This window comes from Bradyrhizobium sp. 187, assembly GCF_023101005.1.
GTDB classification, from domain to species: Bacteria; Pseudomonadota; Alphaproteobacteria; order Rhizobiales; family Xanthobacteraceae; genus Bradyrhizobium; species Bradyrhizobium canariense_D.
This window is the reverse complement of record NZ_CP064693.1, coordinates 3887182-3909487: the sequence shown is the minus strand read 5'-3', so window position 1 is coordinate 3909487 and position 22306 is coordinate 3887182. Positions and strand designations below refer to the sequence as shown.

Below are 22306 nucleotides of genomic sequence, written 5' to 3'. Positions count from 1 at the left end.
AGGCAACAGCGGGAATTCGCTCGCCGTTTCCAATGCTTGAGCCGGGATTTTCAACCCGAATGGCGGCCGTCATCCACGCCGAAGAAGCCGCGACGTCCGCCCACGGGACGGATGCCACGCTCGGAGCCCCGTCAGTTCGCTTCCCGCCGGACCTCGCTCGGCACCGGCACTTGCTGCGGCGTGCCGGCGGGGGTGGGTAGCGCGACCGGGCGCAAGCCGATCAGCTCGGCGGTGCGGATCGCGCTGTCGCGCCAGAACTGGAACGAGTTGATGCGGCTGAGCTCGAGGATGGCGATGGCGACCGCGGCCAGGAACGGCAGGCTCTGCAGCACCAGCACGCCGGCGAAGATGTAGATCTCCGTGATCTGGCGGTAGCTGTTGGAGGCCACCAGCACGCCGGCACCGATCAGGAGCAGGGCGCCGATCACGGCCTCCCAGAACGCCTGGAACTCGATCGACATCCTCGACAGGCCGCCCTTGGAGGTGCGCGCGAACGCGATGTGCTCGGTGATCAGTCCTTGCGCCACCGCGCGCGACACCGTCCACTGCACGCTCATCGCCGCGATCATCGCGCCCAGCATCTGGCCGGGCTTGATCGCGACGCGCGCGCGGTACATCGACAAGAAGTGTACGAGCGAGACGATGAAGGCGCCGATGATCGGCAGCGTCAGGATCTTGTCGGGGATGGCGATGTCGGCGAAGGCGACGATCGGCACCCAGACGAGGTTGAGCAGCGCCACGACGACGCCGAGGCTTTCGGCACCCAGCCAGTTCAGCCAGCCGAGGCCATATTCGCGCTTCTGGTCGGGCGTCAGCCGGCTCCGTCCGGGCAGGAAGTTCCGCCAGTGCTTCTTGACGATCTGGAGGCCGCCATAGGCCCAGCGGTGACGCTGCTTCTTGAAGGCCTCGTAGGTGTCGGGGAGCAGGCCCTGGCCGTAGCGGTGGTTGGTGTAGTGCGTGGTCCAGCCGAGCTGCTGGATCGAAAGGCCGAGATCGCTGTCCTCGCAGATCGTGTCGGACGACCAGCCGCCGGCCATGTCCATCGCGGCGCGGCGGATCAGGCACATCGTGCCGTGCACGATGATGGCGTTGGTCTCGTTGCGCTGGACCATGCCGATGTCGAAGAACCCGGCATATTCGCCGTTCATGATGTAGTGCATGATCGACAGGTCGCCGTCGCGATGTTCCTGCGGCGCCTGCACCAGGCCGACGCTGGGATCAGCGAACGCCGGCACGAGGTCCTTCAGCCAGTCGGGATCGACGACGTAGTCGGCATCGAGGATGCCGATGATCTCGGCGTCGACGGCGGTGCGGTCCATCGCGATGCGCAGCGCACCGGCCTTGAAGCCCTGCACCTTCTCGGCGTTGATGAACTTGAAGCGTTCACCGAGCGTGCGGCAATGATCCTGGATCGGCTGCCAGAAGGCAGGGTCCGGCGTGTTGTTGATGATGACGACACATTCGTAGTTCGGATAGTTCAGCCGCGACAGCGCATCGAGCGTCTGCTTGAGCATCTCGACCGGCTCGAAATAAGCGGGGATGTGGATCGAGACCTTCGGGCAATAATTCTCGGGCACGTCCTCGACCGGCTTGCCTTTCGTGAGCAGCCGCTGCGGCGGCCGGCCGAACGCGACGGCCGCGATCTCGTCGATGCGCGCCATCGCGATCAGCACGAGGGGAACAAGCAGGATCATGCCGAGCGTGAGCGCGAAGGCCGAGCCGAAGATGAAATAGTGCCCGTTCCAGAACGCGAACACGGTGGCAGCCCAGGCGCCGACGCCGTTGGCGGTGGCCGACAGCAGGAACGCCTGCTTCGCCGTCGGCTGCTGCAGCCGCAGGATTGGCAGCGACAGCAGGATACCGACGAGGAGCGCCACACCCATCAGCTTCCAATAATCGGGATTTTGCACCGGGCCGGTCCAGGCAAATTTCGGCTCGCGGCTGGCGTTGAGGATGCCCCAGTACGGACCGACGCCGCCTTCGAAGTATTTCCAGGGCTGATCGATGGCCTCGACGATGTTGTATTCCATGCCGATGGCGTCGGCGCGGCTGACGAAGTTGCGCAAGGTCAGTGCTTGCTGGAACGGACCGGGGTCGGCGTTGCGTAAATTGTAACCCGCGCTCGGCCAGCCGAATTCGGCGATCACGATGCGCTTGCCGGGGAACAGGTTGCGTAACAGATTGTAGCGGTCGACGGCCTGGTCGACCGCCTGATCCGAGCGGAAGTTTTCCCAATAGGGCAGCACGTGGGCGGCGATGAAGTCGACGTTGGAGCCGAGGTCGGGATTGTCGCGCCAGATGTTCCAGATCTCACCGGTCGTGACGGGTACGCGGACCGCGCCCTTGACCTTCTTGATCATCTCGATGAGGTCTTCGACCTTCTGCTCGCCGCGGTAGATCACCTCGTTGCCGACGACGACGCCGTTGACGTTGCTGTTCTTGCGCGCGAGCTCGATGGCGGCCTTGATCTCGCGCTCGTTGCGATCCTTGTCCTTGTCGATCCACGCGCCGACGGTGACCTTGAGGCCGAACTCCGCCGCGATCGGCGGCACCAGTTCCACGCCGCCCGTGGACGAATAAAGGCGGATCGCGCGCGTCATCGTCGACAGCGTCTTCAGGTCGGCGCGGATTTTCTCCACCGTCGGAATGTTGTCGATATCAGGATGAGCCGAGCCCTCGAACGGGGCATAGGAGACGCTGGGCAGCAGGCCCTTGAAGTCGGGCGCGGGTTCCTTGTCGCGCAAGACTCCCCAGAGGCCGGCGTGGAGCGCGGACACAAGCAACAGAACGGCGGCGACAACCCGCATCGCGGCTAAACCAAAAGGGGCTGAGGGGGCAGGGAAGCGGATCCGACCCCGAGATCCGACCAAGTCCGCGGCAAATGGAGCATACCTCTGCCGCGCGGTTTCACAACTGTCATCGCCTCATGACCGAATGAGGGCATGCACATTTCGAAATTCGCAGCTGTGCCAATTGCTTCTATCGCCGATCGTTCCTGAACGGAGGCTGAAACAATCGCGGCTATTTCGGGGGCGCCGGTGACGGGCTTGCCGCCGGCGAGGGGCTCGCGGCCGGCTGCGGCTGCGCATTGCCCGATGCGGGCGCGGCCGGCTGCGAGGCCGCGGCCGCCGCCTGCTGCGGCTGCGACGCCGGGTTGATCCAGCAAGCGTGCACACGGCTGTCCAGGGTTTCGGCGACCTTGGGATCGATCTGGCCGCCGAAGCGGGTCAGGCAGCGGAAGGCGGCCTGGATGTGGCCGCCGGGGCAGCCGAAACGGTCATAGAGGTCGAGATGGCGGAATGCGGTATCGAGGTCGTCCCGCCACATCAGCCGCACCACGCGGCGGCCGAGCCAGACGCATTCGGGGTTGCCGGCCGGGCCGCTGATGACCTGGGCTGCTTCGGCGAATTCGTCGGTGCGGCGCTGATTCTGAGCGGCATCCTTGGCCGTGTCGGCGGGCTGGGCGGCTGCCTTGCTCTGGTCGGGGGCGGGCGTGCCGCTCTGGGCGGAGGCCGCGCCGATACCCATCAGGCCGATACCCATCAGGATGACAAGGGAAGAAACGGCCAAGGTGGCGGCGAACTGCCGCAGGACCGCATTTCGTAACTCGAACACCCGTTGCCGCATGAATTCCCCAATATATCACTGACCGTCCGCGTCAGGACCTTCGCGGACGCGCTCGGTGATGGCGTCCAAATGGGTCTCCAATGCGGCGGAAAAGTCCTCCCCAGTCCATGGCCTGAATCTGGAATTTTGTCCAGCAAAGTCACGATCCTAGGCCTCGGTCGAACGGCCGCAGGTAAATTCCTCAGGGGAGGGATGGATCCATAACGGAGTCACCCCCTTGGCAGACGGCGTGCTAGCAGGTAATCGACGGCCCTTCGCGGAGGACGGAACCGATTTCTCTTCGTACGCCACTGGCGCTTCTGCTCGTTTCATTGGGTGCGATCGCTGCCGTGTGGTGGTGGCTTGCCACGCCGATCTCGCTCGCGCGCGCCCCGATCGATCCCGCCGACAAGGTCCAATGCGTCTCCTACGCGCCGTTCCGCGGCGAGCAGTCGCCGCTGAACGCATGGACTCATATCGAGGCCGATCAGATCGAGCAGGACCTGCGCCAGCTCAAGGAGATCACCGACTGCGTCCGCACCTATTCGATGGAGAACGGGCTCGACCAGGTGCCGGCGATCGCGGCCCGGATCGGCGGGCTGAAGGTGCTCCAGGGCATCTGGCTCTCCAGCAACCGCACCAAGAATTTCGAGCAGGCCGCGCTCGCCATTCGCCTTTCCAAGGATTTCCCCGGGATCATCACCAGCATCATCGTCGGCAACGAAGTGCTGCTGCGCGGCGAGATGACGACCGCGGACCTCGTCTCCATCATCCGCTCGGTGAAGGCGCAGGTCAGCGTGCCCGTCACCTATGCCGATGTCTGGGAGTTCTGGCTCAGGAATCGCGAGATCTATGACGCCGTCGACTTCGTCACGATCCACATCCTGCCCTATTGGGAAGACAATCCGGTGCGGGCCAAGTTCGCCGCCTCCCATGTCGAACAGATCCGCGAGCGCATCGCGGTCGCATTTCCCGGCAAGGAGATTTTGATCGGCGAAACCGGCTGGCCGAGCGAAGGGCGCATGCGAGATGGCGCGCTGCCGTCGCGCACCAACCAGGCGCGCGTGGTCTCGGAGATCCTGAGTCTGGCGAAAGCGCAGAAATTCCGCGTCAATCTGATCGAGTCCTACGACCAGCCGTGGAAGCGCAAACTGGAAGGCACCGTCGGCGGCTATTGGGGCCTCTATGACTCGGTGCGCCGTGGCCTGAAATATCCGCCGGGCGAGCCGATCAGCAATTTCCCGTACTGGAAATGGTACATGGCCGCCGGCATGGGCCTCTCCGTGCTGGTGTTCGCGGTCGCGGGCCTGACGTTGCGGCGCAGACCGTGGACGCCGCGCTTCTCGTCCTGGCTCGGCGTGGCGATCTCGGCAACCTCGGCCGGCATTCTGCTCGGGATCGGCGCCGACAAGATGTACTACGAGAGCTACGGCATCGGCGGCTGGCTGCTGTGGGGCGCGCTGCTCGCGGCTGGCATCCTGTCGCCGATCTTCTGCGCGCAGGCGATGGTGATCGGCCGCAGCCTTCCGACCTTCCTCGATCTGCTTGGTCCGCGCGAGGGCCGGAAATGGTCGAAGCTCACCGCCGTGCTCGGCTTGACGCTGGCAGTGACGGCGGTCATCGCGGCGCAGACCGCGCTCGGATTCGTGTTCGACCCGCGCTACAAGGATTTCCCTTACGCCGCGCTGACGATGGCGGTTGTGCCGTTTGCGCTGTTGATGCTGAACCGGCCGCAGATCGGCCAGCGTCCGATCGCGGAATCGGTCTTCGCCGGCGTGCTGACGCTGTCGGCGGCCTATGTGCTGTTCAACGAGGGCCGCGACAATTGGCAGTCGCTGTGGACCTGCGCGATCTATCTCTTGTTCGCGCTCACGCTGTGGCGGGCGCGGGCCGAGCAAATCCAAGAATGAGCAGGCCGATCGCCAGGCCCGACAGCACGACATTGTAGAGCACGATGCCAAGGCCCGCGGCGATGATGCCGGCGGTGAGCAGCACGATGGACGGCCGCATCAGGTTCAGCGTTGCCACCACCAGCGCGACGATGCCGAACACCGAATTCTTGAACAGCACGGTCGAGACCGAGCGCGCCTTGCAGACCAGGGTCTGAAGCCCGGCGTCGCAGGCGAGACCGACCTGCGAGTTTTCGATTCCGAGATAGCGCAGATAGAGCGCATAGCCGACGCTGGCGAAGCCGACGACGATTAGGAACTGCACCTGGTAGGGCGTGAGGCGGAAGGGCTTTTTTGTCATGGCGGCAATATGGTCGGGATGGTGGAACGGGGCAACAGGGGAGGCGCAAGTTTCTCGCGACCTGCGTGAGATCCTTCACCCATTACGCTGATGAATTGCCGCGAGGTAAGCTACCTTCTGAAGAACGACGACAGCGTCGATCCCGCCGACGCCGTCTCCGGCTTCGGCTGTGCGGCCGGCTGCGCCGCAGGAGCAGGCGCGGGCTCCTCGCGCTTCGACGAGCGTTTTGAGGAATAGCTGCGGCGATGCTTGTCCGGCTTGGCGGCCGGCGCGGGCGCCGGGGCGGTCTCGGCTTGCGGCACCGAGTCCTGGTTCTTGTCGGAGTTCTTCTCCTGAACCCTGTCTTGCGTCTTGTCTTGGGTCTTGTCTTGGGTCTTGTCTTGGGTCTTGTCTTGGGTCTTGTCTTGCCCCTTGTCCTGCTTCTTCTCTTGGCCGCCGCGCATTGACAGCCGCTGGCCGTCGAACACGGTGGTCTCGCAGTGGCGGTCGTTCTCGGCGAGGCCGGCGCAGAGTTTTGCTGCAGCCGCTGCATTGATCAGCGGACCGGCGCCGAGGCGGATCTGCATGCCAAGGCCGGTGTTGCCTTCCTTGATCATGATGATCGGCCGCAGCGCTGCGATTTCGGGATTGGATTTGGTGACCCCGCGCCACAGCGCGCGCAGGCCATCGAGCGAGTTGGCGCCACCGAGATCAATCGCAAAGCGCGTCTGCTGGACCGCGATCGCGGGAGCCTCGCTTTCGGCGGCCTCCGGCGGCTTGGCAGGTGCCGCGGCGACTTCGATCGGAGCGGGCGCCGGTTCTGGCTTCGTCTCGGCAGCCTTCTCGGTCGCCTTCTCTGCGGCCTCGGGCTGAACCAGTTTCGGGGCGGCCGGATCGGGCGGCGCCATGATCGATTTGGATGGGACCAACGGAAGCATCGGCAGTGCCGAATTCGTCGCCGGCGACTGCGCGACCAGCGAGGCCGCGGCCGCGCTCTGCGGCGGCGGACTCCACGGCTCCTTTGCGGCCTCGGCGCGCGGCCTGTCGTTGGCCGGAGCCGGTGTCGAGGCGACCTGCGCGATGCCGGGCGCCGGCGGGCCGATCAAGGCCGGCGCGTCCTGCGGCTTCGCAACGGACGCCTGCGGCGGCGTTGTCGTCTGCTTGGCGATGGCGCCGGTCACGGAATCGAGCCCTTGCTCCAGCACGGTGACGCGCGAATAGAGCCGGTCGCGATCGGTGTTCAGCGTCTCGATGGCGGAGGCGAGCCGGCGGGCCTCGTTCTGGCTCTCCTTGGTCAGGATCCGGAGCCGGTCGGCCTGGCGCGCGAGATCGGCGGATGCGACCTGGTCGCGCCGCCAGCCGAGCTGGGCCTGGTTGGCGAACACGGCAAGCACCACGGCGCCGACGGCCGTCACGCCCCATGAGCCCAGCCGCCACATCATGCCGCGATCGAACGAACTCTCCTCGGCCACAAGTCCGGAGAACAGCCCGCCGGTCTCCTTGGCGCCGAAGGCATCCGCCAGTGGGTCGGAATCCTTTGCCATGAACGTTAAGTGCCCAACCCCTGTCCGGCTTCCCCGAATCAATCAGGGAACATTAACAGGAAAAGCGTGTCGCACTTGAACTCCGGGCGTTTGCGGGGGTAGCAAGGCGATAGCTGATGAGGGCGGCCCGTCGCCCGCTGGCGCCGATTGATTCGGCCGATTGACAGGATTGCGATGACCGCCCGTTCCAGCCTCACGATCGTGCTCGCCGCCGGCGAAGGCACGCGTATGCGCTCACACCTGCCGAAAGTGCTGCATCCTGTCGCGCACCAGAGCTTGCTCGCCCACGTGCTCGCCGCGGCGCCCAAGGGAACCGGCACCTCGCTCGCGGTCGTGATCGGACCCGATCATCAGGCGGTGGCGGACGAAGCAAGGCGCATCCGTCCCGACGCGCTCACCTTCGTGCAACAGGAACGGCTCGGCACCGCACATGCGGTGCTGGCGGCGCGTGATGTCATTGCGCGGGGCGTGGATGATCTGCTGATTGCGTTCGGCGACACGCCGCTGATCTCGGCCGAGACCTTTGCGCGGCTGCGCGCGCCGCTGGCCAAAGGCGCCGCAATTGCCGCACTCGGCTTCCGCGCCGCCGATCCCACCGGCTATGGCCGCTTCATCGTCGAGGGCGACCGCCTGGTCGCGATCCGCGAGCAGGCCGATGCCAGCGCCGAGGAGCGCAAGATCGACCTGTGCAATGCCGGGGTTATGGCGATCGACGGGCATCGCGCGCTCGCGATCCTCGACAAGATCGGCAATGCGAATTCCAAGGGCGAATATTATCTGACCGACGCGGTCGGCATTATCAGCGAACAGGGATGGGATGCCGTGGTGATCGAAACCAGCGAGGACGAAGTGCGCGGCATCAACACCAAGGCGCAGCTCGCCGAGGCTGAAGGCGTGATGCAGGCGCGGTTGCGGAAAGTGGCGATGGAGTCCGGCGTCACGCTGATCGCGCCCGAAACCGTCTATCTCGCCGCGGATACCGTATTCGGCAAGGACGTGACGATCGAGCCCTTCGTGGTGATCGGCCCCGGCGTTTCGATCGGCGACGGCACGGTGGTCCATTCCTTCTCGCATATCGTCGAGACCAAGCTCGGCAAGAAGGTCTCGATCGGCCCCTATGCGCGGCTGCGGCCCGGCACCTCGCTCGGCGACGGCGCGCGCATCGGCAATTTTGTGGAGACCAAGGCCGCGACGCTGGAGGCCGGCGTCAAGGTCAACCATCTCTCCTACATCGGCGATGCCATCATCGGCGCTAATTCCAACATCGGCGCCGGCACCATCACCTGCAACTACGACGGCTTCAAGAAGCACAAGACGATCATCGGGCAGGGCGCCTTCGTCGGCACCAACTCCTCGCTGGTTGCACCGGTGATAATCGGCAACGGCGCCTATATCGGCTCGGGCTCCGTGATCACGCGCGACGTGCCTGATGACGCCATGGCGCTGGAGCGGAGCCCGCAGACCATCCGCGAAGGTGGTGCGGCGCGCTATCGCGAGATGAAGACGCGAGGGAATAAGCCGGCGAAATGAGCGCCGCTATTCGTCGTCGGCGAATTCGGAGAAGATCGCGCGCGTCAGGCGCCAGCCGCGCGGCTTGGCACGCTTCGCCGGCTCGCCGGCGACGTGCTTGATGAAGACGGGCTTGCTTTCCTTGCCGCGCTGGGGCGGCGGCCAATGCGCGAGGTGCGTGCCGGTGGTCTCGCTGGCGCGCACCGCCATCGATGACAGGCCTTTGCGGTTGGATGAGCCTTTCATGGCCTCTCTCCTTGGTACGCAAGGGTTGGCCAAATTTGTTGACAACAAGTTAACGCGCGCGGTTTAAGGCCCAGCCAGTTCGACGCAGGCGAGGCTCGGTCGCCGTCGGTGCTGTCTCAATCAGCAATAATTATTGAGTATCTGGTTCCTTAGGAACTTCGCTAAAAACTGAGCTGGTCGTTTAGGCGATTTTTCGACGATTTGGGGGATATTGATCCGCATGTGCGGGATTGTCGGCATTCTCGGGCGCCAGCCGGTTGCAGAGCAATTGGTGGATTCGCTCAAACGTCTTGAATATCGCGGCTATGATTCCGCGGGCGTCGCCACGCTCGAAGGCAAGCAGCTCGAGCGCCGCCGCGCCGAGGGCAAGCTGAAGAATCTGGAGAAGCGGCTGGAGGCCGAGCCGCTCAAGGGCACGACCGGAATCGGTCACACCCGCTGGGCCACCCACGGCAAGCCGACCGTGAACAATGCGCACCCGCACGCGACCGAGCGTGTCGCCGTGGTTCACAACGGCATCATCGAGAATTTCCGCGAGCTGCGCGAGGAGCTCGAAAAGAAAGGCACGGTGTTCCACACCCAGACCGACACCGAGATCGTGCTGCATCTCGTCGACGACCTGCTCACGCGCGGCAACAAGCCGGTGGAAGCGGTGAAATTGACGCTGGCGCGGCTGCGCGGCGCGTTCGCACTCGGCTTCATCTTCGCGGGCGAGGACGATTTGATGATCGGCGCGCGCAACGGTCCGCCGCTCGCGATCGGCTATGGTGACGGCGAGATGTATCTCGGCTCCGACGCCATCGCGCTCGGGCCGTTCACCGACACGATCAGCTATCTCGAGGACGGCGACTGGGTCGTGCTGACCCATACAAGCGCTTCGATCTTCGACAAGGACGGCCATGCCGTCCAGCGCGAGAAGACCAAGCACGCGGCCTCGACCTCGCTGGTCGACAAGGCCAATTACCGCCACTTCATGGCCAAGGAGATCCACGAGCAGCCGGAAGTGGTCGGCCACACGCTGGCACGCTATGTCGACATGGCGACCGAGCGGGTCTCGCTGCCGGTCAAGCTGCCGTTCGACTTCAAGAACATCCAGCGCATCAACATCACGGCTTGCGGCACTGCGAGCTACGCCGGCTTCGTCGCAAAATACTGGTTCGAGCGTTTCGCGCGCGTGCCGGTCGAGGTCGATGTCGCCTCCGAATTCCGCTACCGCGAGGCGCCCTTGCGCAAGGGTGATCTCGCCATCTTCATCTCGCAGTCGGGCGAGACCGCCGACACCTTGGCCGCGCTGCGCTACGCCAAGGCCCAAGGCGTGCACACGGTGGCCGTCGTCAACGTGCCGACCTCGACGATCGCGCGCGAAAGCGAGACCGTGCTGCAAACGCTGGCCGGCCCAGAGATCGGCGTCGCCTCGACCAAGGCGTTCACCTGCCAGCTCATGGTGCTGGCAAATCTTGCGATCGCGGCCGGCAAGGCCCGCGGCGAACTGACCGACGAGGACGAGACCAAGCTCGTTCACGGGCTCGTCGAAATCCCGCGTTTGATGTCGGATGCGCTCACCACCGAGCTCCAGATCGAGAAGCTCGCGCGCGAGATCGCGAAATCTCGCGACGTGCTCTATCTCGGTCGCGGCACCAGCTTCCCGCTCGCCCTCGAAGGGGCGTTGAAGCTGAAGGAGATCTCCTACATCCACGCCGAGGGCTATGCCGCCGGCGAGCTCAAGCACGGCCCGATCGCGCTGATCGACGAGACCATGCCTGTCGTCGTCATCGCGCCCTACGACCGGGTGTTCGAAAAGACCGTCTCCAACATGCAGGAGGTCGCCGCTCGCGGCGGCAAGATCATCCTGATGACCGACGCCAAAGGCGCGCAGGAGGCAACCGTCGAGTCCCTCGTCACCATCGTCATGCCCGATATGGCGGCGGCGTTCACGCCGATGGTCTATGCGGTCCCGGTTCAGCTGCTCGCCTATCATACGGCGGTCATCATGGGGACCGATGTCGACCAGCCGCGCAATCTCGCGAAATCCGTGACGGTGGAATAGGCAGAGGGGTCGAGTGCGGGACGCTTCGTGGTCTTCCAAAACCTGCTAGAAGACCCTAGCTTGGACGAAGCGACTGACTTGGAACCCGAATGAACCCCCGTGACGACGCGCCTGCGCCTCTTGATGCCGTGCCCGAGCCGCATACCGGCCTGATCGGCCGCTTCCGTAACTATTTCCTCACCGGCCTCATCGTGACGGGGCCGATTGCGATCACGCTGTATCTGGTCTGGTGGTTCGTCACCTGGGTCGATGGCGTGGTGCGGCCGTTCGTGCCGCTGGCCTATCGGCCCGAGACTTATCTGCCCTATGTCATTCCCGGCTGGGGGCTGATCGTCGCATTCTTCACGTTGACGCTGGTCGGCTTCCTCGCGGCCAATTTGATCGGCCGGACACTGGTCGATGTCGGCGAGACCTTCCTCGGCCGCATCCCGGCGGTACGCGCCATCTACCGCGGCCTGAAGCAGGTGTTCGAGACGCTGTTCTCGGGCAAGGGCTCGAGCTTCCGCAAGGTCGGCCTGGTTGAGTTTCCCTCGCCGGGCATGTGGTCGATCGTGCTGATCTCGCAAGCGCCGAACGAGGACGTCTCCCGCAGCCTGCCGGGTCAGGAGGAGCACGTCTCGGTGTTCCTGCCGTGCTCGCCGAACCCGACGACCGGCTTCTTCTTCTATGTGCCCAAGAGCAAGATCGTCGAGGTCGACATGAGCACCGAGGATGCCGCGACGCTGATCATGTCGGCCGGCGTCGTGCAGCCGGGCTCAGCGCCCGATTCGAAGAAGGCAGCGGCGCTGGCGGGCATGGCGAATGCCGCGCGTATTGCCAACGCCTCGGCGGCGGTGCAGCCCCAGCCTGCGAAGGTGGAGTAGGGCCATTCCCCTGCGGGATGGCCGCCGTTCACGCGGGCGTCTCGTCCTCTGCTAGTCTCCGATTGAACTGAGCGCGTTGCTCGGGCTTCGATCTGGAGTGCACGATGTCCAAAACTATTGCGATCCTCGCGCCCGGTGCCATGGGCAGTGCCGTGGCCCGCCGTCTCGGCGAGCACGGTGCGCGTGTGCTGACGTCGTTGAGAGGGCGGAGCGAAGCGACGCGCAAACGCGCCACGGATGCCGGCATGATCGGCGCCGAGGACGACGCGATCGCGGACGCCGACATCATCCTGTCGATCGTGCCGCCGGGCGAAGCCGTGGCGCTCGCCGAGCGGCTGGCCGGGCTGATCGTCCGGCGCGAGAAGAAGCCGGTCGTGGTCGATTGCAATGCCGTCAACGTCGATACCGTGATGAGGATCGAGGAGATCATCGGCTCGGCACAGGCGCCGTTCGTCGATGCCGGCATCATCGGGTTCCCGCCCCAGCCCGGTGGCAAGAGCCCGGCCTTCTACATGTCGGGCGAGCACGCCAAGGATGTCGCCGTGCTGAAGGATTTCGGGCTCGACGTGCGGATCGTCGAAGGGCCGGTCGGTGCCGCGTCCGCGCTGAAAATGTCCTATGCCGGGATCGTCAAGGGCCTCGCCGGGATCGGCGCGGCGATGGTGGTCGCGGCAACGAAAGCGGGGGCTGCGGATGCGCTGCGCGACGAACTCGCACTCAGCCAGCCCGCGGTTCTGGCCCGGCTCGAAGTCGCGCTGCCGGACATGATTCCGAAAGCCTATCGCTGGGTCGCGGAGATGCGGGAGATTTCCGGCTTCCTCGGCCCCGATCATCCGGCGAGCCAGGTTTACGAAGGCTTTGCGCGCTGGTTCGAGCACCTCGCCGAGGATGCGAAAGGCGAGGCGGCGGATACCGACCTGATGAAGGCATTCGCCGCGCGCATCGCGCAGAAGAAATCCTGATCGTCCGGTCTCACGTCACCGCCATCCATCATGTGCCGTGCAGCGAATCCAGAAACCCCTGGATGTCTCGATCGCGTCTCAAGCGCACGACCGGAACGTCAGCGCCATACTGCATACGCTCGGCCTCGATGACAGGCGCGCGCTCGGTGTCGTAGCGCCACGCCTCGCGCATCAATTTCCAGTCGAACTGCTCGGGGCACCCCTCCGGGAGATCAGGCCGGGCCTTGTCGCGATCGAAGGCGGATCGCAGGAGAATGCGCCACTGGCAGAGCCAGCGCGGGCGGTCGATGACGACCAGCGTATCGGCGCGCGCGAGCGTGAGATCGAAGGCAAGTCCCGAGAAGCTGCCGTCGACAACCCATGCGTCGCCCGCGATCGCCTCGGTAACCCGTGCTCGGAAGTTCGGTTTGTCGGATGGCTTCCATCCCGGCCGCCAGTAGAGCACGTCGAGATGCACCACCGGCAGCGCGAGCTTTTGCCCGAGATTTCGGGAGAGGCTCGTCTTTCCGCTACCCTGACAGCCTACAACGATGATCCGGCGCATCGTCGTAGGGTTCCATAAAGTCGGGCGAAGGGAAAGAGGAGGCCTCCGAACGCGCCTTATTACCTGGCATGTAATTGAGCCCATCTGCAGCCTGGCTACTGTCCCGGTCATTCACCCGACAGGAAGCATTCCATCAAGCCTCCTGTCGCGTGTGTGTCGGTGCATGAGGAGAGAGCTATGCAAGTCGTGTTTACGAAGAAGGAGCCGCCGCAATGGCTGCTCGACATGTGGCGGGAGATCGACAACAAGACCTTCGGACCAGGCTTCGACTGTTTTACGGAAGATGCCGTTTGCAACCTCGGCGTCGCCGATTGGAAGGGGCGCGAGGCGATCCGCGGCAATCTGAAGGCCTTCATCGACACCGGATTCACCGCGCTCCATCACATCACCGAATATTGGGACGCGGGGTCGCTGAAGGTGTTTCGGGGTGTCGTGGACATGACACCCGATGATCCCTCAATGAAGACGGTTCATCCCACGATGACGCACTTCTTCTACATGGACGAGAGGAACGACACCAAGGTACGGCACTGGGTCGGTGCCGTGGGGCCGGTCGCCTTCGGTTGATCGCCACGAACCTGCTACCATCGGCGGTGGTGCCTCGGACAAGCCGACGTACCGCCGCCGATGCGCGTTGACGATGCCGCACATCGACAGGAAGGATCAGTCGGCCATGAAAGCGACGGCCAGTGCCCTCAAGACGCGCGCCAGTTCCGCGGGCGCGCTGCTGCGTCAATGGCGGGACATTCGCGGCAAGACGCAGCTCGACCTGTCCTTCGACGCCGGCGTCTCGCAGAAGCACATCAGCTTCGTCGAGAGCGGCCGCAGCGTTCCGAGCCGCCAGATGCTGCTCGACCTTGCGCAAGCCCTCGACGTGCCCTTGCGCGAACGCAACGAGCTGCTGCTGGCCGCCGGCTATGCGCCGTCCTATTCCGAGCCCGCGCTCGAGGCGCCCGGCATGACGAGCATCAACCGTGCCCTGCAACGCATGCTTGCGTCAGCACGAGCCGTTTCCCGCCATCGTCATGGACCGGTACTGGAACGTGCTGATGACCAATGAGGCCGCGCCGCTTCTGTTCAATTGCTTCATCGACATGTCCGCACGGCCGGCGCCACGAAACCTGCTGCATCTTATGTTCGATCCGGAGGGCATGCGCCCTTTTATCGCGAACTGGCCGCAGACCGCACGCGGGCTGCTGGCGCGGGTGTATCGCGAGGCAGTCGGACACGTGGTTGACATCAGGACGAAGGCGTTGCTGGAGGAGCTGTCGCAATACCCCGGGGTGAAGCCGGAATGGCGTGCGCCGTCGGCATCCGATGCGATGCCGATGATCCCGTTGTCCTTCGTCAAGGACGGTGTGACGCTGGACTACTTCTCCCTGATCACGACGGTTGGAACGCCGCAGACGGTGACGGCGGAGGAGCTGCGGCTCGAGTGCATGTTCCCCGCCAACGAGGGGACCGAAGCCGAGCACGGCAGGTTCTTGCGCGCGCACGCCGGTTGAGGAGACGTCGCGAGGCTCATCTGTTATTGTTTCAGCGAAAGCGGTCACTCCGCAATGGGAGTTCGAATGAGAGTGCTTGTGATCGGCGCGGGAGCGCTCGGAGGCTACTACGGAGCGCGCCTGGTCCGAGCCGGCGGCGACGTGAACTTTCTGGTGCGGGCCGGGCGTGCGGAGCAATTGCGGCGGAATGGATTGCAGGTCGTGAGCCCGCAGGGCGATTTCGCCGTGCAGCCGAAGATCATCCTGGCCAACGACCTCAAGGAAACGTTCGACGTCGTGCTCGTCGGGGTGAAATCCTACTCGCTCGACGATGCGATGGCCCAGTTTGCCCCGGCCGTTGGCGCCCACACGATGATTTTGCCGATCCTCAACGGGCTGAAACATGTCGACGCCCTGACGGCGCGGTTCGGCGCCGCTCAGGTTCTCGGCGGGCTCGCGAACGTCAGTGCCGGGCTCGATGCGGATGGTCGCGTCGTTCAGTTCATGGCCAATCAGACCATCGTCTTCGGCGAAATCGGGGGGTCGTTGAGCGAGCGTGTGCTCGCCCTGGAGACGCTGCTGCACGTGCCCGGTATCGACGTGCGCGCCAGCGAAGCGATCATGCAGGACATGTGGGAGAAATTCGTCCAGCTCTCGACGCTCGCCGGCATCACCTGCCTGATGCGTGCAAGCATCGGAGACATTCTGGCCGTTCCGAACGGCGAGCAATCCATCTTCCGCCTGTTTGCCGAATGCTGCGCCGTCGCCACGGCCTCGGGTTTTGAGCCGCGAGCGCCTTTCATCGAGTTTGACCGGAAGCTGTTCACGACCCCGGATTCCCCGCTCAAGGCCTCGATGCTGCGTGATATCGAGCGCGGCTCGGTCACCGAGGCGGAGCATATCCTCGGCGATATGGCCAACCGGGCTCGTGCACTCGGCATCGACACGCCCCTGCTGGATCTCGCCCGGGCGCATGTGGCGGCTTATGAGATTGGGCGGCAACGAGCGGCCAGCTAACCCGCTCCGATCAGCGGGATCGCTTCATCCCGCTCATACAGATACAGCAGGCAGCGCAGTGCCTCGCCGCGCTCGCCCTTGAGTTTTGGATCGTCCTTCAGGATGCGCAGCGCCTCGTCGCGGGCCTGCGTGATGAGCTGGCCGTGCACCTCCGAGCGGGCGATGCGGTAGCCGGGCAGGCCGCTCTGGCGCACGCCGAGCACATCGCCTTCGCCGCGCAGCTTCAGATCTTCCTCGGCGATCCGAAAGCCGTCGGTGGTCTCGCGGATCACCTTCAGCCGTGCTTTCGACATCTCGCCGAGCGGCTCGGAGTAGAGCAGCAGACAGGTCGAGGCCTCCGAGCCGCGCCCGATGCGGCCGCGCAATTGATGAAGCTGGGCGAGGCCAAAGCGTTCGGCGTTCTCGATCACCATGATGGTCGCCGCCGGCACGTCGACACCGACCTCGACCACGGTGGTCGCGACCAGCAGACCGATCTCGTGGGCGGCGAACTGGCCCATGACGCGGTCCTTCTCGGTGCCCTTCATCTGGCCGTGGACGAGGCCGACACGGTCGCCGAAACGCTTTTGCAGGGTTTCGAAGCGCTTGGTCGCATTGGTCAGGTGCTCGGTACCCTCGGCCTCGGATTCCTCGACCAGCGGGCAGATCCAGTAGACCAGCTTGCCGGATTCGAGCGCGCGGCCGATGCTGTCGGTGACCTCGCCGAGGCGGCTCATCGATATGGTGCGAGTTTCGATCGGCTGGCGGCCGGCCGGCTTCTCCCTGAGCTCGCTGATGTCCATGTCGCCGAAATAGGTCAGCACCAGCGTGCGCGGAATCGGCGTGGCGCTCAGCACCAGCACGTCGACGGCCTCGCCCTTTGCCGTCAGCGCCAGCCGCTCGCGCACGCCAAAACGATGCTGCTCGTCGACGACGGCGAGGGCGAGATCGCTAAAGATCACGTCGTCCTGGATCAGCGCATGGGTGCCGACGAGCAGGTCGATCTCGCCGGCTTCGAGTTGTGCCAGCAGGTCACGCCGCTCCTTGCCCTTTTCGCGGCCGGTGAGGATCGCGACCCGCATGCCCGCGCGCTCGGCGAGCGGCGCGATGGTCTTGATATGCTGACGAGCCAGAATTTCGGTCGGCGCCATCAAGGCGGCCTGCTTGCCGACCTCAGTGACGGCAGCGGCGGCCAGCAGCGCGACCACGGTCTTGCCGGAGCCGACGTCGCCCTGGAGCAGGCGCAACATGCGCACCGGCTGTTGTAGATCATTGGCGATGGCGGCTGCTGCGTCGCGCTGGGAGGTTGTCAGTGCATAGGGCAGGGCATCGATGATTTTGTTGCGGAGGTGCCCGTCGCCGGCGTTGCGCACACCGGCCGGGCGTCGCAATTGGGCGCGGATCAGGGCAAGCGCAAGTTGCCCGGCCAGGAGTTCGTCGAAGGCGAGGCGCGACCAGAACGGCTGGTCGGGCAGAATGTCGGTGAGCTCGACCGGCTGGTGCACGCGGGTGAGCGCCTCGGCGATCGGCGGGAAGCCGCAGCGGCGCAGCACCTCCGGGCTGATCCATTCCGGCAGTGCCGGGAGCTTCTGCAGCGCCTGCGCGACCGCACGGCGCAGCGAGCCGAGTGCAAGGCCCTCGGTCAAGGGATAGACGGGATCGATGTCGGAGAGTTTGGAAATCGCCTCCTCGTCCAGCACCCGGTCGGGATGCACGATCTGCGGGACGGCGTCGTACATCTGGAGCGTGCCGGAGACGAAGCGCTTCTCGCCGATCGGCAGCAGCTTCTCGACATAGCCGGGCTTTGCGCGGAAGAACGTCAGCACGACGTCGCCGGTGTCGTCGCTGGCGTAAACGAGGTAGGGCGCGCGCGCATTGCGCGGCGGGGGCGGGCGGTGGCGGTCGACCGTGACCTCCAGCGTCACCATGGTTCCCTGCACGGCGTCGCGGATCTTCGGCCGGGCGCGACGGTCGATCACCTGGCTCGGCAAATGCAGCAACAGATCGACCAGCCGCGGCGTCTCATTGCGGCTGAGCAGATATTGCAGCAGCTTGTCCTGCTTCGGACCGACGCCGGGCAGGCTGGTCACGGGGGCAAACAGCGGGTTGAGCAGGCTGGGGCGCATCAGGCGAATCTAGGACCGTTTTCGCTCGTCATGCCCGGCTTTATGCCCGGCATCCACGTGTTTTTCGTGCCCTTGCGGGGCAGCGGGCCATGACAAATCGAGGGCTGACAGGGCCCGCCCGAGTGGCTATATCACCCCGGCCCGGCACGTCCGGGCTTTTGGCGTTTGACTGGAATTGAGACATGACGGGAACGACACGATCGAGCAACGGGCTGGACGACCGCCGCAAGCGGCTTCTGTTCCGCTGCTGGCACCGCGGCACGCGCGAGATGGACCTGATCCTCGGCCGGTTCGCGGATGCCGAGATCGGCAATCTGTCCGATGACGAGCTGACGCAGCTCGAGACCCTGCTCGAAGAGGCCGATCCCGACCTCTATGCCGCCATCACCGGCGACAAGGTGCTTGCCGCCGACGTCATCGGCCCGCTGTTTGCGCGCATCAAGGGGTTTCCGATCGCGGACCGCGACGTATGAAGCAGGGGATGAAATCGCCGGCCGAGCTGCTCACGCCCGGCCGCGCGCTCACGCTTGCCAATGTTGCCGAGGGTGCCGAGGGCCTCGTCATCTCTGATCTCGCGCGCGCCATCGCGGCGCGGCCGAAGAAGCCGGCTGTCAGCCTCGCGGTGATCTGTCGCGACGGGCCGCGGATGCAGCAGCTCGAACGTGCTCTGCAATTCTTCGCGCCCGATTTGCCCGTGCTGACCTTCCCGGCCTGGGACTGCCAGCCCTATGACCGCGTCTCGCCGCATGGTGGCGTCCTCGCGCAGCGCCTGACGACGCTGGCGCGGCTGGCGTCACTGACCGGTAGCGACAAGCCGCTGATCGTGCTGACCACGGTGAACGCCGTGGTACAGCGCGTGCCGGCGCGCGAGCTCGTCGCGGCGCAGGCGCTGTCGGTCGCCCCCGGCAACGTCGTGCCGATGGATACCATCATCGCCTGGCTCGAGCACAACGGCTACAACCGCTCCTCGACCGTGCGCGAGCCCGGCGAATACGCGGTGCGCGGCGGCATTCTGGACCTGTTTCCGGCCGGCCTGGACCAGCCCGTCCGTTTCGATTTCTTCGGCGACAGCCTGGAATCGATCCGCACCTTCGATGCCGAGACCCAGCGCACGCTGCTCGACATGCGCGCGCTCGATCTCGTGCCGATCTCCGAATTCCAGCTCGTCACCGAGACCATCCGCCGCTTTCGCATGGGCTACGTCGCTGAGTTCGGCGCGCCCGAGCGCGACGATGCGCTCTACGAGGCCGTCAGCGAGGGCCGCCGCCATCCCGGCATGGAGCATTGGCTGCCGCTGTTCCAGGACCGGATGGACACGCTGTTCGACTATCTGCAAGGAGCTTGCGTCGCGATCGAGCCGCAGGCCGAGGACGCCATCCGCGAGCGTTTCAAGCAGATCCTCGATTATTACCAGGCCCGCCGCGACGCCATGGAGCATCCGGGCGGCGGTGCCATCTACAAGCCGCTGCCGCCTGACAGGCTCTACCTGACCGAGGAGGAGTGGGGCAAGCGTGAGAGCGGGATGCCGTTGGTGCGGCTCACCCAGTTTTCGGTGCCCGCTGATGGTACCAGCGTGGTCGATGCCGGCGCGCGCAAGGGACGAGACTTCGCCCCGGAGCGCAACGATAACAAGATCAATGTCTTCGAAGCCGTCGTCGCACATGTGCATGGGCTACTGACAAACCGCAAGAAGGTGGTCATCGCGCTCTGGACGGAGGGCTCGCGCGACCGCATGACCTCGATGCTGCGCGATCACAAGCTCACCCCCGTGACCAGCGTCAACAGCTGGCGCACGGTGCAGGCGACCCCGCGCAACGAGACCATGCTGGCCGTGCTCGGCCTCGAAAGCGGATTCGAGACCGACGAGATCGCTGTCATCAGCGAGCAGGATATCCTTGGCGATCGCCTGGTCCGACCGCGCAAGGCGAGCCGCAAGCTCGACAATTTCATCTCGGAGGTGACGAGCCTCGCCGCCGGCGATATCGTGGTCCATGTCGATCACGGCATCGGCCGCTTCATCGGCCTGCAGACGCTGGACGTCGCCGGCGCGCCCCATGACTGCCTCGAGCTGCATTATGCCGCCGAGACCAAGCTGTTCCTGCCGGTCGAGAACATCGAGCTGCTGTCGCGCTATGGCTCCGACCAGACCACGGTCGAACTTGATCGTCTCGGCGGTTCGGGCTGGCAGACGCGCAAGGCCAAACTCAAGAACCGCATCCGTGAGATCGCGGGCGAGCTGATCAAGATCGCCGCCGAGCGCCACCTCCATGAGGCGCCGAAGCTGCCGGTGCAGCCGGGCCTCTACGACGAGTTCTGCGCGCGCTTCCCCTATGACGAGACCGAGGATCAGCTTGGTGCGATCGAGTCCACGCTGAAGGACCTCGAGCTCGGCCGTCCCATGGACCGGCTGATCTGCGGCGACGTCGGCTTCGGCAAGACCGAGGTGGCGCTGCGCGCCGCCTTCGCGGTGGCGCTCGAAGGCAAGCAGGTCGCGGTCGTGGTGCCGACCACGCTGCTCGCCCGTCAGCATCACAAGACGTTCACCGACCGTTTCAAGGGTTTCCCGGTCCAGGTCGCGCAGGCCTCCCGGCTGGTGCCCGCCAAGCAGCTCAATCTGGTCAAGAAGGGCCTCGCCGACGGCTCGGTCGACATCGTCGTCGGCACCCATGCGCTGCTCAGCAAGTCGATCAAGTTCCGGGATCTCGGCCTGCTGATCGTCGACGAGGAGCAGCATTTCGGCGTGACCCACAAGGAGCGGCTGAAGCAGCTCCGCGCCGAGGTGCACGTGCTGACGCTGTCGGCCACGCCGATTCCACGCACACTTCAATTGGCGCTCACCGGCGTGCGCGAGCTCTCGATCATCGCATCGCCCCCGGTCGACCGCCTCGCGGTCCGCACCTTCGTCGCCCCGCACGACCCCTTGATGATCCGCGAGGCGCTGCTGCGCGAGCGCTATCGCGGCGGCCAGGCGTTCTACGTGGTGCCGCGCATCGACGACCTCGCCGAGGTCAGGGATTTCCTCGACAAGAACGTGCCGGAGATGAAGGTTGCGGTTGCGCACGGGCAGATGCCGCCCGCCGTGATCGAGGATATCATGACGGCGTTCTACGACGGCAAGTTCGATATCCTGCTGTCGACCACGATCGTGGAATCCGGCCTCGACATCCCCAACGCCAACACGCTGATCGTGCATCGCGCCGACATGTTCGGCCTTGCCCAACTGTATCAGCTCCGCGGCCGCGTCGGCCGGTCCAAGCTGCGGGCCTATGCGCTGTTCACGCTGCCGGCGCAGCAGAAGATCACGGCGCAGGCCGAGCGCCGGCTCACCGTGCTGCAATCGCTGGAGACGCTGGGCGCGGGTTTCCAGCTCGCCTCGCACGATCTCGACATCCGCGGCGCGGGCAATATCCTGGGCGAGCAGCAGTCCGGCCATATCAAGGAGGTCGGCTTCGAGCTCTATCAATCGATGCTGGAGGAGGCGATCGTCAACCTCAAGGCTGGCGTGTCCGAGCCCGCGGCCGACCGCTGGTCGCCGACGATCACCATCGGCATGCCCGTGCTGATTCCGGAGGATTATGTCGGCGATCTCTCGGTGCGGCTGTCACTCTACCGCCGGCTCGCCGACCTCGACAGCGAGGAGGAGATCGAGAACTTCGGCGCCGAGATGCGCGACCGGTTCGGCGTGTTGCCGGACGAGGTGCGCTATTTGTTCAAGGTCGCCGCGATCAAGGCGTTCTGCCGCCAAGCCAATGTCGGCAAGATCGACGCCGGTCCGAAGGGCGCCGTCATCGCCTTCCGCGACAATTCCTTCGCCCATCCCGACCGGCTGGTGAGCTTCATCCGCAGCCACGGCCAGGCCGCGAAGGTGCGGCCCGACATGAAGGTGGTGTTCCTGCAGGACTGGGAGACGCCGGAAGAGCGTCTGGCCGGCACCACCGAGATCATGCGCCAGCTGGCGCAGCTCGCGCAGAGCAAGAAGGCGGCGTAGAGGTTTCCGGAGGCGGCGCGAAACGACGCGCCGCACTCGGATCTCGGAACAGCGACATATGATCACTTGCGCAATGATCGAACAGTTGCTAGGTTCGGTCTATCGAGTTTCGGCCGAACGACTTGGCCTCGCCGCTGAAAAGCGCGCCTGACTGACGACCCT

At 65.2% G+C, this 22306-nt stretch carries 16 protein-coding genes and 1 pseudogene; 10 read left to right on the top strand and 7 right to left on the bottom strand.

Going from position 1 to position 22306, the window contains the following annotated elements; all coding sequences use genetic code 11:
- Nucleotides 1-131 precede the first annotated feature (131 nt).
- Together IVB19_RS18620 and IVB19_RS18615 are read right to left on the bottom strand one after the other, a co-directional pair.
- Nucleotides 132-2807: a glycosyltransferase gene (locus IVB19_RS18620; RefSeq protein ID WP_018457949.1), complete on the bottom strand. Its 2676-nt coding sequence runs from the start codon at nucleotides 2805-2807 to the stop codon at nucleotides 132-134.
- Nucleotides 2808-3021: 214 nt separating this feature from the next.
- Nucleotides 3022-3627, bottom strand: coding sequence for a beta-1,3-glucan biosynthesis protein (locus tag IVB19_RS18615; protein ID WP_018457948.1), 606 nt, complete (start codon nucleotides 3625-3627; stop codon nucleotides 3022-3024).
- 329 nt (nucleotides 3628-3956) lie between these two features.
- Between IVB19_RS18615 and IVB19_RS18610 the strand changes: the two genes are divergently transcribed.
- A complete protein-coding gene (locus IVB19_RS18610) occupies nucleotides 3957-5516 on the top strand; it encodes a glycoside hydrolase family 17 protein (protein ID WP_247819775.1) in 1560 nt (519 codons plus the stop codon).
- On the opposite strand, the gene IVB19_RS18605 is transcribed toward IVB19_RS18610, so the two are convergent.
- Together IVB19_RS18605 and IVB19_RS18600 are read right to left on the bottom strand one after the other, a co-directional pair.
- Nucleotides 5476-5856: a hypothetical protein gene (locus IVB19_RS18605; RefSeq protein WP_018457946.1), complete on the bottom strand. Its 381-nt coding sequence runs from the start codon at nucleotides 5854-5856 to the stop codon at nucleotides 5476-5478. The genes IVB19_RS18610 and IVB19_RS18605 overlap by 41 nt on opposite strands.
- 110 nt (nucleotides 5857-5966) lie before the next feature.
- Nucleotides 5967-7379, bottom strand: coding sequence for a hypothetical protein (locus IVB19_RS18600; RefSeq protein ID WP_247819774.1), 1413 nt, complete (start codon nucleotides 7377-7379; stop codon nucleotides 5967-5969).
- 174 nt (nucleotides 7380-7553) lie between these two features.
- On the opposite strand from IVB19_RS18600, the gene glmU reads away from it, so the two are divergent.
- Nucleotides 7554-8909, top strand: a complete 1356-nt coding sequence (glmU, locus tag IVB19_RS18595; protein WP_018457944.1) for a bifunctional UDP-N-acetylglucosamine diphosphorylase/glucosamine-1-phosphate N-acetyltransferase GlmU — start codon at nucleotides 7554-7556, stop codon at nucleotides 8907-8909.
- A 6-nt stretch (nucleotides 8910-8915) separates the two neighbouring features.
- On the opposite strand, the gene IVB19_RS18590 is transcribed toward glmU, so the two are convergent.
- Nucleotides 8916-9134: a hypothetical protein gene (locus IVB19_RS18590; protein WP_018457943.1), complete on the bottom strand. Its 219-nt coding sequence runs from the start codon at nucleotides 9132-9134 to the stop codon at nucleotides 8916-8918.
- A gap of 220 nt (nucleotides 9135-9354) precedes the next feature.
- On the opposite strand from IVB19_RS18590, the gene glmS reads away from it, so the two are divergent.
- The 3 genes from glmS (at nucleotide 9355) to IVB19_RS18575 (ending at nucleotide 13006) form a co-directional block, all read left to right on the top strand.
- A complete protein-coding gene (gene glmS / locus IVB19_RS18585; RefSeq protein ID WP_018457942.1) occupies nucleotides 9355-11181 on the top strand; it encodes a glutamine--fructose-6-phosphate transaminase (isomerizing) in 1827 nt (608 codons plus the stop codon).
- An 89-nt stretch (nucleotides 11182-11270) separates the two neighbouring features.
- Nucleotides 11271-12044, top strand: coding sequence for a DUF502 domain-containing protein (locus tag IVB19_RS18580; RefSeq protein WP_018457941.1), 774 nt, complete (start codon nucleotides 11271-11273; stop codon nucleotides 12042-12044).
- Nucleotides 12045-12148: 104 nt separating this feature from the next.
- Complete coding sequence (locus IVB19_RS18575) at nucleotides 12149-13006, top strand: NAD(P)-dependent oxidoreductase (protein WP_026233464.1); 858 nt, start codon at nucleotides 12149-12151, stop codon at nucleotides 13004-13006.
- Nucleotides 13007-13034: 28 nt separating this feature from the next.
- Here the strand turns inward: IVB19_RS18575 and IVB19_RS18570 are convergent, their stop codons facing one another.
- On the bottom strand, nucleotides 13035-13550 hold the full coding sequence (locus IVB19_RS18570) for a P-loop NTPase family protein (protein ID WP_018457939.1): 516 nt from the start codon (nucleotides 13548-13550) through the stop codon (nucleotides 13035-13037).
- A gap of 177 nt (nucleotides 13551-13727) precedes the next feature.
- Here IVB19_RS18570 and IVB19_RS18565 point away from each other — a divergent pair, with 177 nt between their 5' ends.
- The 3 genes and pseudogenes from IVB19_RS18565 to panE all read left to right on the top strand — a co-directional run bounded on the left by IVB19_RS18565 (nucleotide 13728) and on the right by panE (nucleotide 16051).
- A complete protein-coding gene (locus IVB19_RS18565) occupies nucleotides 13728-14117 on the top strand; it encodes a hypothetical protein (protein WP_018457938.1) in 390 nt (129 codons plus the stop codon).
- Nucleotides 14118-14223: 106 nt separating this feature from the next.
- Nucleotides 14224-15055: pseudogene (locus IVB19_RS18560) on the top strand (helix-turn-helix domain-containing protein).
- Between the two features lie 66 nt (nucleotides 15056-15121).
- Nucleotides 15122-16051, top strand: coding sequence for a 2-dehydropantoate 2-reductase (panE, locus tag IVB19_RS18555; RefSeq protein ID WP_018457936.1), 930 nt, complete (start codon nucleotides 15122-15124; stop codon nucleotides 16049-16051).
- Here the strand turns inward: panE and recG are convergent.
- On the bottom strand, nucleotides 16048-18156 hold the full coding sequence (gene recG, locus IVB19_RS18550; protein ID WP_247819773.1) for an ATP-dependent DNA helicase RecG: 2109 nt from the start codon (nucleotides 18154-18156) through the stop codon (nucleotides 16048-16050). The two genes, panE and recG, sit on opposite strands and share 4 nt — an antisense overlap.
- A 182-nt stretch (nucleotides 18157-18338) precedes the next feature.
- On the opposite strand from recG, the gene IVB19_RS18545 reads away from it, so the two are divergent.
- Both IVB19_RS18545 and mfd read left to right on the top strand, forming a co-directional pair.
- Complete coding sequence (locus IVB19_RS18545) at nucleotides 18339-18629, top strand: FAD assembly factor SdhE (protein ID WP_018457934.1); 291 nt, start codon at nucleotides 18339-18341, stop codon at nucleotides 18627-18629.
- On the top strand, nucleotides 18626-22144 hold the full coding sequence (gene mfd / locus IVB19_RS18540) for a transcription-repair coupling factor (protein ID WP_018457933.1): 3519 nt from the start codon (nucleotides 18626-18628) through the stop codon (nucleotides 22142-22144). Before IVB19_RS18545 ends, mfd begins: the two co-directional genes overlap by 4 nt.
- Nucleotides 22145-22306 lie beyond the last annotated feature (162 nt).